The following is an 18,193-nucleotide window of genomic DNA, read 5'->3' on the forward strand; positions in this document are numbered from 1 at the left end:
CACGTTAGAGCTATTTTATGGATAAGATATCGGATGCGGTAAGTGAGGCTCTAGAAAAAGCTTTTGAGCTCGCTAAATCAGCAAAAAATCCTTATGTAAGTGAAAATCATTTTCTCAAATGTCTTTTAGAGAATACAGAATCACTATTTTATTTGATAATTAAGGATATTCACAGCAACCCTAAATTACTTGTTTCTGCAGTAGATGAGGCACTTTCTTTAGAACCTTCAGTTGTTGAAGGAGACATGATGCCTAAACCTTCGCCAGGGCTACAAAGTCTACTTTTAGATGCGAAGCATGAGGCTAAAGATCTCGGAGATGAATACCTTTCTGGAGATCATGTATTATTAGCTTTTTGGAAATCTAACAAAGAGCCCTTCGCTTCTTGGAAAAAAACGGTAAAAATATCCTTAGACGATCTTAAAAAACTCATTATTAATATAAGGCGTGGCAATCGTATGGACTCTCCTAGTGCGGAAAATAATCTTCGGGGCCTAGAAAAGTATTGTAAGAACCTAACTTCATTAGCGAAAGAAGGAAAGTTAGATCCTGTGATTGGTAGGGATGAAGAAATTCGTCGTACAGTTCAAGTGTTATCACGAAGAACGAAGAATAATCCTATGCTTATAGGTGAGCCAGGAGTAGGAAAAACAGCAATTGCCGAGGGATTGGCTCTGCGTATTGTTCAGGGAGATATTCCAGAAAGTTTGAAAGGTAAACAGCTCTACGTTTTAGATATGGGAGCGTTAATTGCAGGAGCAAAATATCGCGGGGAATTCGAAGAGCGATTAAAAAGTGTTCTTAAAGATGTAGAATCTGTCGATGATGAAAGCATTTTATTTATCGATGAGGTGCATACTCTTGTAGGTGCTGGTGCTACTGACGGAGCTATGGATGCTGCGAATCTATTAAAACCTGCTTTAGCGCGTGGTACTTTACACTGTATTGGTGCTACAACTCTTAATGAATATCAAAAGTATATTGAAAAAGATGCTGCTTTAGAAAGACGTTTCCAACCTATTTTTGTAACAGAACCTTCTTTAGAAGATGCAGTGTTTATTCTTCGCGGTCTTCGTGAGAAGTATGAAATTTTCCATGGCGTACGTATTACTGAAGGAGCATTAAATGCTGCTGTTCTTCTCTCCTATAGATATATCCCAGATCGTTTTCTTCCTGATAAGGCGATTGATTTAATAGACGAAGCTGCGAGTTTAATTCGTATGCAAATTGGTAGTCTACCTTTGCCAATTGATGAGAAAGAACGTGAACTTGCAGCTTTGATTGTTAAGCAAGAAGCTATAAAGCGTGAAAAAGCTCCGTCATATCAAGAAGAAGCTGAGGCTATGCAACAGTCTATAGAGCAACTTAAAGAAGAGCTCGCAGCTTTACGATTACGTTGGGATGAGGAAAAGAAACTCATCGCAGGTCTTAAAGAAAAGAAAAATTCTTTAGAAAATATGAAATTTTCTGAAGAAGAAGCAGAACGTGTTGCGGATTACAATCGCGTTGCGGAGCTACGCTATAGCTTAATTCCCGCTCTTGAAGAAGAGATACGCCAAGATGAGGAAGCTTTAAATCAAAGAGATAATCGTTTGCTTCAAGAAGAGGTAGATGAACGTCTTATTGCTCAAGTAGTGGCAAATTGGACAGGAATTCCTATTCAAAAGATGTTAGAAGGTGAGGCTGAAAAACTTCTTGTTTTAGAAGAGTCTTTAGAAGAGCGTGTTGTAGGTCAGCCATTTGCCATTGCAGCAGTTAGTGATTCTATACGCGCTGCACGTGTAGGACTTAGTGATCCACAGCGTCCTTTAGGGGTGTTTTTATTTTTAGGACCCACAGGGGTGGGAAAAACAGAACTAGCCAAAGCCTTAGCTGATCTTTTATTTAATAAAGAAGAGGCAATGGTACGTTTTGATATGACCGAATATATGGAAAAACATTCTGTATCTAAGTTGATAGGGTCGCCTCCAGGTTATGTAGGCTATGAAGAAGGAGGAAGTCTTTCTGAGGCTTTACGTCGACGCCCTTATTCCGTAGTGCTTTTCGATGAAATCGAAAAAGCAGACAAGGAGGTCTTTAATATTCTCCTACAAATTTTTGATGAGGGAATTCTTACAGATAGTAAGAAGCGTAAGGTAAACTGTAAAAATGCCTTATTTATTATGACTTCAAACATAGGTTCTCAAGAACTTGCTGATTACTGCGCGAAGAAAGGTAGTGAGGTGAGTAAGGATACCGTATTATCTGTAGTTGCCCCTACATTAAAAAAATACTTCAGTCCAGAGTTCATTAACCGTATTGATGATATCCTTCCTTTTGTTCCTTTGAATACTGAAGATATTGTTAAAATTGTTGGTATTCAGATGCGTAGGGTTGCACAACGTTTGTTAGAAAGGCGTGTAACGTTAACTTGGGATGATTCTGTGATTCTCTATTTAAGTGAGCAAGGTTATGATAGTTCTTTTGGCGCACGACCTTTAAAGCGGCTGATTCAGCAGAAGGTGGTGACACTATTATCAAAAGCGCTACTTAAGGGTGATATTAAGTCTGATACTTCTATAGAGCTGACGATGTCTAAAGACGTCTTGCTATTCAAAAAAATTGAAGGTTAATCTCTTAATATAGCTAGCATTTCATCATTATTTTAGATCCTCTCTCATATGATAGAGGTTCTTTTTATTTATAATATCAGCATTGTCAGAGGGCCTAATTAGGCCCTGCCCCGTGTTGGGGGCAGGGGAGGTGGAGGTGAGTTAGAATTGGATTTTGGATCCGAGGTCTATATTGTAGGTTCTAGAAGAGCCTCTGAGCTCGAAACCGAACTGACTGAAGATTTCAAAGTTTTGGCTAAAGGAAAGATAATTTCCAGCTCTTACGATGAAGGCTTGTCGAGCTAAGTTTGTCGCTTTAGTTAACCAAACGGCTGTGGTGGGGCTAACTAGCAGAGACGTTGTACAATCAGGGTTGCTTCTTGCGATATCTGGTGAGTAGGCCAGAGTTAGGTTGTAAGAAGCACTATCATTTGCAGAGAATCTCTCAAACTTCACACCGATAGGCATAGCAATGTTTGTAAGATTACTGCTCTCAAAGTATCTTCCTTCACTGCTGCTGTTTTCTTTAAAGTCTTCTTGATGAGCATGGACAAGCTGGAGCTTTAAGAAAGGTGAGTACATATCAAATAAGGTAGAGTACTGAGAGTCGATAGGCACAACAGCGCCGAGTTCTACTCCGAAGCAATCGTTACCCCAATCACCCTTGATCTCTGGGTAGATGACTTTTCCGGGAGCATATTTTTTAGTCATATGAGTCTTCATATCATTTGAAGTATGACTGTAGGTTAGTTGTGCATTGAGGACTAAAGGAGCTTGCGCACCGATAGTGTTTTGCAGCAATCTATCCCAAGCGCTCCAGAAGGAGGTATGCTGATAGTAGATAGAGCCTGCATAGATATTCGAACTGTTTTTAGATACAAGATAGTCTTTATCTTTTCCAAACAACTGACAGAAAGCAGCACTGAAGATATCTTCAGAAGGCGTTTTAGCAAAGGCTCCTAATAGATATCCTGCACTATTGTGACGAAACTTACGTTTTGTCTCTGTCCCACTTTTATGTAAGAAGTTAGCCAACCCTGATACCCAGAAGCCTCTTTGGTAATCAGCACCATTGACGCTAACGTCCATAAGATTCTGAATAGCTCGTACATCTGAAAAAGATCCCCATAATGTATTAGGAACTAAAGGTCCTTGACGTTCAGGATTGGGAAGGTAACCGGTTTGTTTCCAATCAAATGTAGCTGTTTGTGTGGCATTATTATTAGATTTTGCCCATGTAACAGTCCAATCTCCTTGATAGCCATAATGGGTAGGAGGGACATAGTTAGTTAGATTGGTTGTTGGTGGAGTGATTGTGCTGTTGTTGGTTTTGGCTTCTATTGTCGAGAAAGATTGTGTTGCAGCGAACACGGGATATTCGTAGCCGTTTCCGTCAGAGTCAACTAGATTAACAGCTGAAACGGATATAGTTTTGCTTGCTGTTGTTTCAAGTTTGGCGGGAGTACCCCCCCCCCCCCCAATGAGGCGACGTTGATATCTAAATTAGTAAGAGCTATGGTTTCTGTAGACGCTTTTAGGGAGGTTCCTACATCCATAATAACAGAAGAACCTGCTGTTTGTGTTACTGTTTTTGCTGTAACAGAAACACCATCTTTAAGTACAAGAGCGCCGGCTGATAGTGTTATAGGTTGTTTAAATATAGATTGAAGATTTTCAGTAACTGCTTTTTCCTCAGCCGTTAATTTTTCTCCGGAGAAAATAATGGCACCTGAATAAACTGTAGTTCCTTCTATTTTATTAATATCTAAAGTTGTATCGGCATCTCCAGTGCCTGTAATAGGATCATAGAAAAAAATACCAAAACCGTCTTTAGCTCTTAATTGAGTGAATTTACCCGAGGTGCCTATATCGATAGCATTTCTTTTTATTGAACCGCTACTACCTGTTGTTATTAATTTATTGCCATCGAAAATAATATTTCCGTTGTCAGCAGATAGACTACACTCACCACTTGTATCAGCTATACAAATAGCCCCACCTTTAGGTGCTGAATTAGTTACAAAATTATTAGAAAAAATGGTAGGTCCGTTAGATTTGATGGTCAGCTTATTAGTTTGAATGGCTCCACCGCTAGTATTTGCCGAATTTTCTGAAAAAATTAGTTGGGAATTTCCTTAGAGTTTTAATTCTGCGTTATTACTTGTTGTGTCAATGCAATAAATAGCTCCCCCTGATTTTTGAGAGCTATTTCCTGTGAATTTAGCAGAGGAAGAAGTCCCTTTTAATGTGAATCCTTTACAGGTAATGGCCCCACCGTTTTCGTTTGAGCAATTTTTTTGGAATAGAATTTTCGAATTACTATTAAAAGTTGTTGCTCCAGTAGATTTGATAGCTCCTTGTTTTATAGAACTAGGAGGACAGAAAGAGCATGAAAATGACGAAAACCCATTAATATCTAGGGTTTTATCAGAACCGCTGACATTAATGGCTCCGGGGTGACTGGTTCCGGCATTGATATTTTCAAAACAAAGGGTATACCCATTTCCTGTAAAAGTTAAGTTGCCTTGACTATCTGTAAAACAACTAGAGCTAAGTCCTGTTGTTCCTCCAGCATAAGCAATACACACATCTCCAGTACATGTATAAATCGTTCCTTCTGTATTGGTAGTCGATTTTGGTGTGAACTCTGCATTTCCTGCAGTGTTTCCGTTATAGCTGTCTGTGGGTCCTAGGGTTGTTTGAGTTGCTTCTGCAAAGCTCAATGAAGTTGAAGCTATCAACCCCGAAGATATTAAGAACCAGTAAACTGGGTGTTTCATGTTTTCATGCTCTGGGTGAATTGAGATAGCATTACCCGATCATAAAAATAATTAAAAGTCAAGGGGATTGAGAGTGTTGAAAAGAAAGAAGCCCTGCCCATATCTGGGCAGGGGGGTGCTTTTTAGAAAGAAACCTTAGCTCCAAGATCTACATTGTAGTTTCTTGAAGAGCTTCGTAATTCGAAACCGAATTGACTGAACATCTCAACTTTAGATGTTAAGGCAATGTGGTTACCTGCACGAACTATGAAAGCTTGTCGAGCAAGATTCGTAGCTGTTGTTAACCAAGTAACGTCATTGATAGCCAAACCTGTTATGCAGCTTGGATTATGACGATACACATCAGGTACATACATCAATGTAAGGTCATAAGCCGATCTTTCTCCAAAGGCGAGTTTCTCAAATTTTATACCTAAAGGTACAGAAATATTGAGAAGATCACTACTTTCAAAAACACGGCCTTCTCTTGTTGGTTCCTTAAAATCTTCCTGATGAGCATAAACGATTTGCAGTTTTGCAAATGGTGCATAGCTATCAAAAATAGAAGAAGTAAATATAGGAATAGGAACGCTAGTTGATAATGCTAAACCAACAGTATCATTACCCCAAGAGCCTTTAACTTCAGGATAATCTGTATAGGTTGTTGTCATATTGTTGCTAGTATGGCAATAAGTAACTTGCGCATCTAAGAAAATAGGAATCTCTTTAGAGAATCCTGAACAACAAGTGTTAGGCCCGTTAAATAATCGTGTTAAATCATCAAACTTACTTACATGTTGGTAGTAGATAGAACCTGCATAGATATTCGCAGCGTTTTTCGAAACAAGGTAGTCCTTATCTTTTCCAAAGAGCTGACAGAAAGCTATACTCAGAGTATCTTCTCTAGAGGTATTCGTTGTAGCGCCTAATACATATCCCGAACTAATATGACGGAACTTGTGATTTTCTGCGTTTCGGTCTCTGTGGAAGAAGTTTCCAATTCCAGAAACCCAAAGACCGCGACGTGTCTCAAGAATGCTATCTACGCTACGTTCCATTACATCTTGAATAGAACGTACATCCATGAAAGATCCCCAAAGGCTGTTTAATACTAGGGGAGCGCGGCGTTCAGGATTTGGAATATATCCTGTTTTGTTCCAATTAAAGACTGCTGTTTGTGTTTTGGGGTCTGATGTATCATTTTTAATCCAAGAGATGGACCAATTTCCTTGATATCCATAATGTGTCCCAGGAGTGTTTATAGTCGCACTAGGTACATTTGTTGTTGTTACACTTCCTTTTGCAGAAAATTGGATTCCTCCTAAAGCTAATGCATCATTTAGCTTATGATCTTCATAAAACTTCCCTGTAGGGTCAATGACACCAATAACTCCTGATACAACAACATTCTTTCCTGCTGCTACAGCTTCTACTATAGCTAGTTTTTTCCCATCTAAAGAATTCGGATTAATAGCTATGTTTGTCAGCGTAACACCCTCTGTTTTCGCTGACAGCTTCGTTCCTGCATCCATAAGAATTTGAGAACCTTCTGTTTGCGTAACAGTTTTTGCTTCTACTGTAACACCATTTCTTAAAGTAAGATTACCAGCTGCTAAAGTTATAGGTTGTGTGAATATTGTCTTTAAGTTGTCGGCAACAGTAGCTTGCTGTTCGGTGAGCTTTTCTCCAGAAAAGATAATTCTCCCGTTGTAGACCTTATCACCTTCAGCTTTATTCAAAGTGAGAAGATCGGCGCAAGCTCCCTCGCAAACGATAGGATCGTAGAAAGTAATCGTGTTTCCAGAAGCAGAACGTAAATTGATGAATTTACCATTATTTTCAATGGTAATCGCATTTCTCTTTACCGTAGAATTATTGGATGTGGTCACGAGGTTATTTTCAAAAGTAATATCCCCATGTTCAGCTGTTAAACTACACTCTCCGTTTCCAGAAATGCCAATTGCACCACCTTTAGGTGTGGCATGGATAACGTTGTTATCGGTAAATAATGTAGGACCGCCTGAAGTTAAGTAGAACTTATCGGCATAAATAGCCCCACCTTTTTGTGCAGAAGTATTTCCCTTAAAAATCAAGACTTTGTTATCTCTTATAGTAAGGACCGGTGTATTACCTGTTTTGCTACAATGGATAGCTCCACCGCAGCCATCGTTTGCTCCAGAAACTGAATTGTTACTGAAGGTAACAGAACTGTTTCCTGCAATAGTCGTAGTCTTTTCTGCATATAGTGCTCCTCCAGAATTAATGGCAGTATTTCCAGAAAATATGACTGATCCTTGGTTGTCTGATAGGTCAGTAACGTCTGTGGTAGCAATCGCACCCCCCTTTTTCGCACTTGTGTTAATGGTGAAGCTGATTTCTTTGCTCGAGCCAGTTAGAGAAAAAGCTTTGCAAGAGATCGCTCCACCATTTTCAGCGGAGTGATTCTGATCAAAAAGCACACTAGCGTTGTTTGCTAAATTTAATGCTCCTCCAGAAGTCATAGCACCCTTACCAGAAGCCACTGTAGCGTCTGGGCATTTTGTAAATCTCAACTGAGAGAAATCTGTTAGAGTGAGAATCTTGTCTGCGGTAGAAACGTTAATTCCTCCAGGATTTGCTCCGGAGTTTACGTTTTCTATGGATAGGCTATGTCCGTTTCCTTTGAAAGTTAGATCAGCTGTAGTTTGGACAAAAGCAGAGGTAGCAAGAGCTGCCGTTTGTCCCGCATCTACAATCGAAATATCACTCTCGACGTTATAAGTAGTTCCTCCCGCAGTGTCTGTAGATTGCGGACTGAATGCTCCATTCGGACTGAGAATAGACTCTTGAGTTAAAGCCACTTCTGCATGTAATTGCGAGAAGTGAAAAGATAATGGTACCGTCAGAGTTGACGATATTAAAATCTTATATAAAGAAGGCCTCATTTTATACACTTGTGGTGAAATGAAAAAAACAGTTTCGTTAAATACTCATTAGTACAAAAGAAAGCAAGTCTAATACAGAAAAGACTTGACATGTTTTATTCATTTTTGGTAAGAGGCCTTGTCGTTTCAGAGAGGGCGGAGTTTTAGAATTTGTATCTGCCTCCTAGATCGAGGTTGTAATTTCTAGAAGATCCGCGTAGTTCGAAGGCTCCATGACAGAAGACTTCGAAGTTATCTGTTAGATGGTGATGATTAGAACCATCGAGTATTAACGCTTGTCTAGCTAAGTTTGTAGCTCCAGTAGACCATGAGGTGTTTACAGAAGGTAAGAACACTTTAGATTTTGGAGCATCACGATAGATATCAGGTTGATAGATAAGGCTGATGTTGTAAATATTGTATTTGTTTATATTTTCAAACTTTATACCGATAGGTAGGGAAATATTTACAAAGTGTGCACTTTGGAAATTCCTATTAGCATCTCCTCCTTTAGTTTCTTTGAAATCTTCTTGTTGTACGAAGACAACATTAAGTTTCACGAAAGGAGAGAGCTCTTCGATTATTGGATTATCAATAGTTATAGGAAGGTAGCTTCCAAGTTCACCAGCTACGCAATGGTTATTCCATTTACCTCTTGATGAAGGTTTTGGAGTTTGTTTTGTAGTCATAGAGTTATGACTCAAGCTGTAGCTAAGTTGTGCATCAAAGATAACAGGAATTTGCTCAGGAAGTTTGGTAAAGATAGAACCTTTCTTATTCGAGAGTTTGTAGTGGTTGAGTAATTTCTCGCGTTTTGTATGGATAGATGCCGCATAGATATGCGATCTAGTTTTTGCAAGATAGTAATCTTTAGATTTACCAAACATTTGACAGAAAGCGATATCAATCACTTTATCAGTGATAGGTTGTGCGCTTAATCCTACAGCATATCCGGAACTAATATGACGGAATCCTTTTTGAACTTTCATAGAGTCTCTATGGAAGAAGTTAGAGATTCCTGAAATCCATATTCCTTTATGAAAGTCTTCACCTTGAGTGCTAACTTCAACAAGTTGTTGAATAGCACGAATGTCAATAGCAGAGCACCATAAGCTGTTAGGAACTAAACTTGCACGTCGATTGGGAGTAGGTGTGTAACCTGCAGATATCCATTTAAGTTCGAAATAAGTTTTTCCATTTTCTTCTTTCTTAACAACTTCCCAATTTCCTTGATAACCAACATTAGAGCTCGTAGAACCCTGAGGGATCATATTGAAACCTTCAGTGTTTACTTGTCCACCAGTAGCTGTTGAAATATCCAAGATATTTGCTGAGAAGTTTTTGTTTAATAAAGGATTATCATAGAAGTTCTGACTGCTATCTTGGAATTTCAAATCTCCTGTTAAAGTAACATTTCCTGTTCCTGTAGCAGCAAGTGTGATCATCTTACCTTCACCTAAAGAATCTAGGTTAACAGCAAGATTATTAATTACGATTGATCCATCTGGATTATTTTGTACTGCAGGAACAGCAGGAGCTGCTGCTAAAGGACCTCTCTGTTTAAAGTTCATTAAAGAGGAAGCTACTAACTGAGATATAACTTTCGGATCTGGTTTAGAGAATGCATTTACAACAGGAATTACATTCTTAAGAACTGCTGGCACTTCGGCAACTTTAGTAATCGGATTAGAAGCAGGAACATTTGTTATAATTGATGTTCCACCATCCATAATGATTAAAGAACCTGTTTGCTGTATAAAAGAGTCTACAAGCAGGCCAGCTCCTCTTCTTAAAACAAGAGTTCCTGCCTCAAGAGATACATCAGTATTGAAAACACTTAAGGCATTCAATGGATTCTTAGCATCTTCAGTTGAGAGTTTCTCTCCAGAGAATACAATAGTACCGTTGTAAGTGGTAGCTTGTTTTACTACTCCTTCAATAGGAGCCTCTTTTTCTGATGGAGCTGGTTCATCAGGAGCATTGATTTTTAGAGGAGTTTTAGGTGTTGCAGCTGCCCCAGCTCCTGGTGAAGCAGCGGCGGCGGCTCTTACAATTATGGAATGTCCTGAAGGAACTGCAGATCCGGCAACAGCAGAACCTACGCCAGCAGCTACTGGTTTTGTAGTTGTAATAGGATCGTAAAAGAAAATCGTTTGTCCTGTTCCAGCACGTAATTGTGAGATTGTAGCTCCACTACCTAAATGAATAGCGTTGTGGGAAGGTTTCTGATTTTGATCTACTTTAGCTTTAGCATCTACTTTAGCTTCGGCTTTATTAGCAAAATTCGAAAATGCTACTAAAACTTTTTCAGGTTGAACAGAGTTTGCTTGAGCAACATCTGCTTGTCCGTTACTAGAGACTGATCCATCTGAAGCGGAGTTTTCTGCTCCTGCTTGTGATTTTGCAGGAATAGTAATTATATCAGCTGCTGTAACCGTATTACCTTGGAAAGTAATTGATCCCGTAGCAGCAGTAATACTGATATCTCCACTGTCAGTAATAAAGATAGCTCCACCTTTTCCAGAAGAGTTGCTAGAGAAGGTGATATTTCCACCAGAAGATAGAACTAATTTCTTAGTATGGATAGCCCCACCGCTAGTAGTGGAGGAGTTGTTATCAAATGTAACCGAAGTATTTCCTGAGATATTTACACACGGATCGGCAGCTGGAGTAGGATCAGCTTCTCCTTGTTTTGCTTTCGGAGTACTATCTGCTGACAGTGATATAGCTTGTATAGAAGGAAGGACTCCCTCTGCAGAAACAACCTTAGGTTGCTCTGCATTTTTCCCGGGTACAGAAACAGGAGCTGATAGACAATAGATGGCTCCACCAGTTCCGGTTACGGGTGCTTGAACTGATTGATCTGAAACAATAGCAACAGCTTGTCTCTCAGGTGATTCTGTGGGAGCAGGAACAACTGCAGCTTTATTATCAGAAAAAATAACAGAGTTGTTTCCAATGATATTGAAATCTCCGTTAACAGAAATAGCTCCACCTTGTTCTTTAGCATTGTTATTTGAGAAGGTACATGTGCCGGTGTTATTTTCTATTGTTGCTGAACCACCGTCAACATTAATAGCTCCGCCAGCTTTTTTAGAGGAGTTACCAGAAAATGTGATGTTGACATTTCCTTTAAGAATAATGGCTGGAGAGCTTTCTACGACACTTTCGGCTCCTGCATCACCAACAACATCATTTTGAATGGCACCTTCAGCAGCTACAACACCTATACCGTTATTACCATCGGAAGAAGTTTCAGAAGATATCCTCCAAAGGCTTGCCGCAACTTCTGATTCTGATGCACCCTCATGCACAGAATTTCCAGAAGCTCCAACAGCTCCGGGAACACCACCGACTCCGGGAACTACTCCACCATTTCCAGATGCTGCTTTAGGCCCAACATAGATTGCGCTATCTGCTTGATCTTGAGTTTGGTTTGTAGAGTTAGTGAAGGATAGGTTGTTGAATTCTGAAAGTGTTAGAGTAGATCCAGCACTATTATTAATAGCAGCTCCTTTAGCTGTTATAGTGATGTTATTGAAAGTTAGGGAATTACCTTTCCCGATAAAAGTAAGAGGACCTACAGTATTTAAGAAACAGCTTTTAGGAGAACTCTGAGCTCCTTCTTGAGAACTTTGATTTCCATTATGGGATTCTGAGGAACTTTCGGAATTACTTACATCTGAAATATTAGCATCAGCTCTCAATGCCTTAGCCGAACTGAGAGATTCTGCAGTTACTGTATCAGTATTTGAATTCTCTGTGGTTTCAGTAGGATTAGTGATGGAGTTGCTTTCAGTAGTAATTGCATCAGATGATGCTGAGTTTTCCGTATCTGAGTGAGATTCTGAATGTTCTTCTACAATCGTCGAACCATCACCTTCGCTATCTGTTTTTGGATTTGATACAACATCTGTATTTTCTTTATGTTCAGGGGGTGTACTTTCATTATCAACTGTAGGGATCGGGTGAGTTGAATCTTCTGTATTCGGATGAGATTGATTTTCTTCAGATCTTCTCTCTGAATCCGAATCTTGGTTGTTTTCGTTCTCATGTGAATTCGATGAAACTGTATCTCCTGTGTGTTCAGAAGAGGTGTTTTCTGGGCTAACTGTAGTGGTTGGTTCTCCTGTCCCGGATTCTGCATCTGAATGACTATCTGCAGGGCTTGATTGATCTCTTTCAGATTCTCCTTCTGTCCTAGATGATTCTGAGACTGTTGTATTGTGTTCTGAGTCCGAACGACTTTCTTCGGAACTCGGATGACTATCTTCAGAACCCGAATGATCTTCTCCAGAACTTGAAGGCTCTCTTGCTTCCTTATCTTTTTCGTTACTCGATTTGCCGTTTTGAGACTCCCTACCATTTTCCTCTATAGATTCAGCAGTTGGTTCTGATTGGGCCTGGGATTGATTGTTAGAGGCTGGTGCTTGAGTTGTGGTTACATTGGATATAGATACATCACCTGTGAGCGTATAAATAGTCCCAGAAGCGTTGGATGTCTCTTTATAAGTAAATCCTGCTCCATTACTTCCTGATCCAGGATAGCTATCAGTAGGACCTAAACTTACGTTTCCATTTTGAGGTTGAGAAACTTTTTGTTTGGCAACTTCTACCACTGCATCTTCGGCAGCAATAATAGAGGATAATGGGAGTGTAATCGCTGAGGAAATTAACAACCAAGGAACGGAAGACTTCATAACAAGGTTCTTTTGGTGATATGGAATATTCATTCACGCAATAGGAGATAGAAATTAAAAAATCAAGAGACAACAGAAGAGTAAAAACGAAAGGAATACTTTTAGTATTGGAAATGAAAAACATCAAAAGCCACATAAAATAATGTGGCTTTTGATTTTCTCGTCGATGTCTATAAAACTAGGAGAATTATTTTAGGAAGAAATCTCAGGTTTTGAGAAGAGAAGGTCTAATTTTTAGGATCGCAATGATGAGATGTATGACCCTTAGTACAGCAGTCTCCACCTTGATGCTTTTTAGAACAACAACTACAAAAACTTATTAAAGAAATAATTCCGGAGATTCCAATAACAATATAAGTGATTTGTGTTGCTGTTGTACTTGCGCCTCCGCATAGTCGAGCAATAAGGTTTACTTTATGATGAGTTAATCCTATAATTCCTACGTTCAATGCACAAAGAACAACAATAAGAGAGGATAATCCCCGAACGAGTTTGCCTAGCATTGCTTTTCTCCTAAGTGATGTATACTTAATTCCATCTTTTAATCTTTTTGATAATTTAATAAAGTTTTTTTTTGTTTTTAGGTTTTTGGGGAGGCATTGACTTTTTGCGTACAAGGAGTTAAGTTGTGCAAGAAGTTTTTTTTAATAAAGAACTCCAAATGGACATTAGCTTCACCAGAATAAAATATCGGGATTAGGAAATGACACAACCCTATGTAACTAGAGAAGAAATTTTACTTTTAGCGAAAAGCTCGGCTTTGGAACTAAGTGAAGAGCTTATCCAAGAATATGAGACTTCTTTAAACGAAGTTATCGGCATTATGAAAGCATCTATTTCTATGGATGTCACAGATGTAGTTATTGAGGTTGGTCTATCCCATGTCATTAGTCCTGAAGATTTAAGAGAAGATGTCGTCGCCTCAAGTTTCTCTCGTGAGGAGTTTCTTATTAATGTCCCCGAATCTTTAGGGGGATTAGTGAAAGTACCCACAGTAATTAAGTAGAGATCGCGGTTTTAGGAATATGTATCAAAAGAGTGCCTTAGAGTTAAGAAATGCTGTAGTTAGCGGGGAATCTTCAGCTACAGCGATAGCAGAGTATTTTTATAGTAGAATAGAAACAGAAGATAGCCACATAGGTGCTTTTCTTTCTCTTTGCCAGGAAAGAGCTTATGAAAAAGCTGCTATTGTAGATGCAAAACGTGCAAGAGGAGAACCTTTAGGAAAACTTGCAGGTGTTCCTGTAGGGATAAAAGACAATATCCATATTATGGGATTGCGTACGACATGCGCTTCTAAAATGTTGGAAAATTATATAGCACCTTTTGATGCTACTGTAGTTGAGCGTATAGAAGCTGAAGATGGGATTATTTTGGGTAAACTCAATATGGATGAGTTTGCTATGGGATCTACAACTCAGTATTCTGCTTTTCATCCAACAAAAAATCCTTGGGATTTATCTTGTGTTCCTGGGGGATCTTCTGGAGGATCTGCAGCTGCAGTTTCTGCAAGGTTTTGTCCTATAGCTTTAGGTTCCGATACCGGAGGTTCTATACGTCAGCCCGCAGCATTTTGTGGTGTTGTTGGATTCAAACCTTCTTATGGTGCTGTGTCACGTTATGGTTTAGTCGCTTTTGGTTCTTCATTAGATCAGATAGGTCCTTTAACAACGGTTGTTGAAGACGTTGCTTTAGCTATGGATGTGTTCTCTGGTAAGGATGAAAGAGATGCTACTTCTCGGGAATTTTTCACAGGGTCTTTCCAAGATGCGTTATCACTAGAAGTTCCTAATTTAATTGGCGTACCTATGGGATTTTTAGAGGGATTACGAGACGATGTTAAAGAGAACTTTTTCGCATCATTGAATGTTTTAGAGCGCCAAGGAAGTCGAATTGTTGATGTAGATCTCGATATTTTACATCATGCTGTTTCTGTATATTATATAGTTGCTTCTGCAGAGGCTGCTACAAATCTCGCAAGATTTGACGGTATCCGTTATGGATACCGTTCTCCAGAAGCTCACAGTATGGAAGATATTTATACTATTTCTCGTGTTCAGGGCTTTGGTAAGGAAGTAATGCGTAGGATCCTTTTAGGAAACTACGTATTATCTGCAGAGCGTCAAAGTGTATACTATAAAAAAGGTACTGCAATTCGTGCTAAAATTATTCAAGCTTTCCAAAAAGCTTATGAAAAATGTGATGTAATTGCTATGCCGGTATGTTCCTGCCCTGCATTTGCTGATGGGGATATTCTCGATCCTATCTCTTTATATCTACAAGATATCTATACAGTTGCCATGAACTTGGCTTATATGCCTGCCATTGCCGTTCCTTCAGGATTTTCTCAAGAGGGTTTACCTTTAGGATTTCAAGTGATTGGTCAACCGGGTAAGGACCAGCAGGTATGCCAGGTAGGCTATAGTTTTCAAGAACATGCAGGAATTAAGAATTTATACCCTAAAGGATGTAACAAGCTTTTTGATGGAGAGGTGAAGTAATGAGCGATATTTATGCTGATTGGGAATCCGTCATAGGTCTTGAAGTCCACGTAGAGTTAAATACAAAATCAAAGCTATTTAGTTGTGCACGAAATCGTTTTGGTGATGAACCTAATACGAATATTTCTCCTGTATGTACAGGGATGCCAGGATCTTTGCCTGTATTGAATAAAGAAGCTGTAAGAAAGGCTATTTTATTTGGTTGTGCAGTTCAAGGAGAGGTAGCTTTATTAAGCCGGTTTGATAGAAAGTCTTACTTTTATCCCGATAGTCCTAGGAATTTTCAAATCACGCAATTTGAGCATCCTATAGTACGTGGGGGACATGTAAAAGCTATTGTTCAAGGTGAAGAGCGTTATTTTGAACTTGCCCAGGCGCATATTGAAGATGATGCAGGAATGTTAAAACATTTCGGAGAATTTGCTGGAGTGGACTACAACCGGGCCGGTGTACCTCTAATAGAAATTGTTTCTAAGCCTTGTATGTTTTGCGCAGACGATGCTGTTGCTTATGCTACAGCTCTTGTATCTCTATTAGATTACATTGGAATTTCTGATTGTAATATGGAAGAGGGTTCCGTACGTTTCGATGTAAACGTTTCTGTGCGGCCTCGTGGTAGTGAAGAACTACGCAATAAGGTAGAGATTAAAAACATGAACTCCTTTGCTTTTATGGCACAAGCTTTAGAAGCAGAGCGCTGCCGACAGATAGATGCGTATTTAGAAAATCCTAGTAAAGATCCAAAGACTGTTATTCCTGGAGCAACATATCGTTGGGATCCTGAAAAGAAAAAAACAGTATTGATGCGTCTTAAAGAGCGTGCTGAAGATTACAAATATTTCATAGAGCCGGATCTTCCTGTATTGCAATTAACAGAAGCGTATATCAATGAAATTCGTGATACGCTTCCTGAGCTTCCCTATGACAAATACCAAAGGTATTTGCATGATTATGCTCTTGCTGAAGATATCGCCGCTATTTTGATTAGTGATAAGCATATTGCCAACTTCTTTGAGTTAGCAGCTACGGAATGCAAAAACTATAGGGCTCTTTCTAATTGGGTGACTGTAGAATTTGCAGGACGTTGTAAAACTCAAGGTAAGAATCTTGCCTTTTCAGGGATTCTTCCTAGTAGTGTAGCTCAGCTTGTTAATTTTATTGATAAGGGAGTGATTACCGGAAAGATAGCTAAAGATCTTGCCGATATGATGATGGAATCTCCAGAAAAGAGTCCTGAAGATATTCTTAAAGAACATCCTGAGATGTTGCCAATGACAGATGAAAGTGCTTTAGTTGCAATTATTGCTGAAGTACTAGGTGCTAATGCACAATCTGTTATCGATTATAAGAGTGGTAAGACCAAGGCTTTAGGATTTTTAGTTGGGCAAATTATGAAGCGCACCCAAGGAAAAGCTCCTCCAAATAGAGTGAACGAGCTTTTACTCATTGAATTAGATAAATAATGATTGAAAATTCTAGGAGCTTTTTATAAGCTATTGATTATCTAAGGGAAAAGTGGCCCTCTTGAAGTTAAGAAACGTCGAGAGGGCCATTTTGTTTTTATTCGTAGTTAGAAAAATTGGTAAGAGACTAACTTTTCTTTCTTTTCTTTTTTCTACTTTGTTTACGTTGTGAGTCAGGATTCTCTACATCTGAAGACTCATCATCTCCTGAACTTTGATCTCTTTCCTGTCTTTCTTCGTCCTCATCTCTATTTTTAGGTCGTAATGATCCTGTAGCTCCTACTCGAGGTACTTTACGTGGTGTTGAGGTAATAGGTCCTATCCCTCTAGGATCACCAGGAATAGGCTGACCCAAGGGAACATTTTGCGCAGTAAATGACGATTCTTCTACAGATTGAGGAGGTTGGTATGCGGGTGAGAATGGATTAAAGATATCGTTTAATAAAGCGAAATCTTCTTGTACAAGAGGATCGTATTCGTCATTTAGATCTAGGGAGGAATCGGGTTGTTCAGATGCTATTTGGTTTTTAGATCTATGCTGAAGCACTCCTTGAGAACCTCTGGAAATGTGTCGATGACGTGTATGCGTGCGGGTTTCTTGATCATCATGCTTACGTCGAGCATCCGAAGCAAGATCTCTCTTTCTCTCTTGGGAAACACGTTTTACATCTTTTTCAGAAGGGATACTCGGAGTTAGAGATTGCTCGGAAACTTCGATGACCTTTTGCTGAGCCTTTATTAAAGATTCAGTTTTAAAATGCTGGAATGTGACTTTACTTAACGATACTAAAGCCAAACCTATGGTCATAAAGCCCATAAGGAATTGAGGGTTAGCAAGAATAAGAGTACTTCCCCCAGCTGTGAAGTATGCTGAAGCAATTAAAGCCGAAGCTATCCCTAAAAGAATAAACGGCAAGAGAACAGCAGTAATAGTATCGGCGATTTTTTGAGATCTTGGTGTATTGGCAATATCAGAAATGAGCATAGTCACTCCTAAAGCACCAAAGATAAGTCCAGGGATTAATCCAAATAGCAGTAATCCTTGTCCTTGAGAAGCGACAAGAATACCAACAATGGAGATAACGGCAATTGCAATAATCCCAATATCAAAAACATAGCGCATCTTAGGATTGCGATCAGGAAGAGAGAGAAGTCTTCCGAAGAATCCTGTTGAAGTGGCGCGAATACGATTCCCAATACCCGTTTGTGGTACGGGTACCTGACTCTTAGGAACCGGCTGGTATGGTTGTCCTAAAGGATCGATAGGATTACTCAT

8 protein-coding genes and 1 pseudogene are annotated in these 18,193 nt (G+C 39.3%); 4 read left to right on the forward strand and 5 right to left on the reverse strand.

Annotated elements, in window-relative coordinates:
• Nucleotides 1-17 precede the first annotated feature (17 nt).
• Nucleotides 18-2,612: an ATP-dependent Clp protease ATP-binding subunit gene (locus O1W69_RS03565; RefSeq protein WP_375793194.1), complete on the forward strand. Its 2,595-nt coding sequence runs from the start codon at nucleotides 18-20 to the stop codon at nucleotides 2,610-2,612.
• A 141-nt stretch (nucleotides 2,613-2,753) separates the two neighbouring features.
• On the opposite strand, the pseudogene O1W69_RS03570 reads toward O1W69_RS03565, so the two are convergent.
• The 4 genes and pseudogenes from O1W69_RS03570 to O1W69_RS03585 all read right to left on the reverse strand — a co-directional run bounded on the left by O1W69_RS03570 (nucleotide 2,754) and on the right by O1W69_RS03585 (nucleotide 13,456).
• Nucleotides 2,754-5,371: pseudogene (locus O1W69_RS03570) on the reverse strand (autotransporter domain-containing protein).
• A gap of 122 nt (nucleotides 5,372-5,493) precedes the next feature.
• The gene (locus O1W69_RS03575; protein ID WP_375793195.1) at nucleotides 5,494-8,274 is read right to left on the reverse strand and encodes an autotransporter domain-containing protein; all 2,781 of its coding nucleotides are present in this window, start codon (nucleotides 8,272-8,274) and stop codon (nucleotides 5,494-5,496) included.
• Between the two features lie 143 nt (nucleotides 8,275-8,417).
• Nucleotides 8,418-12,953: a polymorphic outer membrane protein middle domain-containing protein gene (locus tag O1W69_RS03580; RefSeq protein ID WP_375793196.1), complete on the reverse strand. Its 4,536-nt coding sequence runs from the start codon at nucleotides 12,951-12,953 to the stop codon at nucleotides 8,418-8,420.
• A 227-nt stretch (nucleotides 12,954-13,180) separates the two neighbouring features.
• Complete coding sequence (locus O1W69_RS03585) at nucleotides 13,181-13,456, reverse strand: DUF378 domain-containing protein (RefSeq protein ID WP_375793197.1); 276 nt, start codon at nucleotides 13,454-13,456, stop codon at nucleotides 13,181-13,183.
• Between the two features lie 200 nt (nucleotides 13,457-13,656).
• On the opposite strand from O1W69_RS03585, the gene gatC reads away from it, so the two are divergent.
• The 3 genes from gatC to gatB are packed head-to-tail and all read left to right on the forward strand — an operon-like array spanning nucleotide 13,657 to nucleotide 16,917.
• The gene (gene gatC / locus O1W69_RS03590) at nucleotides 13,657-13,959 is read left to right on the forward strand and encodes an Asp-tRNA(Asn)/Glu-tRNA(Gln) amidotransferase subunit GatC (protein ID WP_332381200.1); all 303 of its coding nucleotides are present in this window, start codon (nucleotides 13,657-13,659) and stop codon (nucleotides 13,957-13,959) included.
• A gap of 19 nt (nucleotides 13,960-13,978) precedes the next feature.
• Nucleotides 13,979-15,454, forward strand: coding sequence for an Asp-tRNA(Asn)/Glu-tRNA(Gln) amidotransferase subunit GatA (gene gatA, locus O1W69_RS03595; protein WP_375793198.1), 1,476 nt, complete (start codon nucleotides 13,979-13,981; stop codon nucleotides 15,452-15,454).
• Complete coding sequence (gene gatB / locus O1W69_RS03600; RefSeq protein WP_375793199.1) at nucleotides 15,454-16,917, forward strand: Asp-tRNA(Asn)/Glu-tRNA(Gln) amidotransferase subunit GatB; 1,464 nt, start codon at nucleotides 15,454-15,456, stop codon at nucleotides 16,915-16,917. The genes gatA and gatB overlap by 1 nt, the downstream gene beginning before the upstream one ends.
• A gap of 127 nt (nucleotides 16,918-17,044) precedes the next feature.
• On the opposite strand, the gene O1W69_RS03605 is transcribed toward gatB, so the two are convergent.
• The gene (locus tag O1W69_RS03605; protein WP_375793200.1) at nucleotides 17,045-18,193 is read right to left on the reverse strand and encodes an IncV family inclusion membrane protein; all 1,149 of its coding nucleotides are present in this window, start codon (nucleotides 18,191-18,193) and stop codon (nucleotides 17,045-17,047) included.

Source organism: Chlamydia sp. 12-01 (assembly GCF_042234205.1).
Classification (GTDB): domain Bacteria; phylum Chlamydiota; class Chlamydiia; order Chlamydiales; family Chlamydiaceae; genus Chlamydia.

Excerpts from the sequence above, each read along its gene's own strand:
- O1W69_RS03585 (WP_375793197.1), bottom strand. The coding sequence starts at position 13,456 with ATGCTAGGCAAACTCGTTCGGGGATTATCCTCTCTTATTGTTGTTCTT.
- gatA (WP_375793198.1), top strand. The coding sequence starts at position 13,979 with ATGTATCAAAAGAGTGCCTTAGAGTTAAGAAATGCTGTAGTTAGCGGG.
- gatC (WP_332381200.1), top strand. The coding sequence starts at position 13,657 with ATGACACAACCCTATGTAACTAGAGAAGAAATTTTACTTTTAGCGAAA.
- O1W69_RS03605 (WP_375793200.1), bottom strand. The coding sequence starts at position 18,193 with ATGAGTAATCCTATCGATCCTTTAGGACAACCATACCAGCCGGTTCCT.
- O1W69_RS03575 (WP_375793195.1), bottom strand. The coding sequence starts at position 8,274 with ATGAGGCCTTCTTTATATAAGATTTTAATATCGTCAACTCTGACGGTA.
- gatB (WP_375793199.1), top strand. The coding sequence starts at position 15,454 with ATGAGCGATATTTATGCTGATTGGGAATCCGTCATAGGTCTTGAAGTC.
- O1W69_RS03580 (WP_375793196.1), bottom strand. The coding sequence starts at position 12,953 with ATGAAGTCTTCCGTTCCTTGGTTGTTAATTTCCTCAGCGATTACACTC.
- O1W69_RS03565 (WP_375793194.1), top strand. The coding sequence starts at position 18 with ATGGATAAGATATCGGATGCGGTAAGTGAGGCTCTAGAAAAAGCTTTT.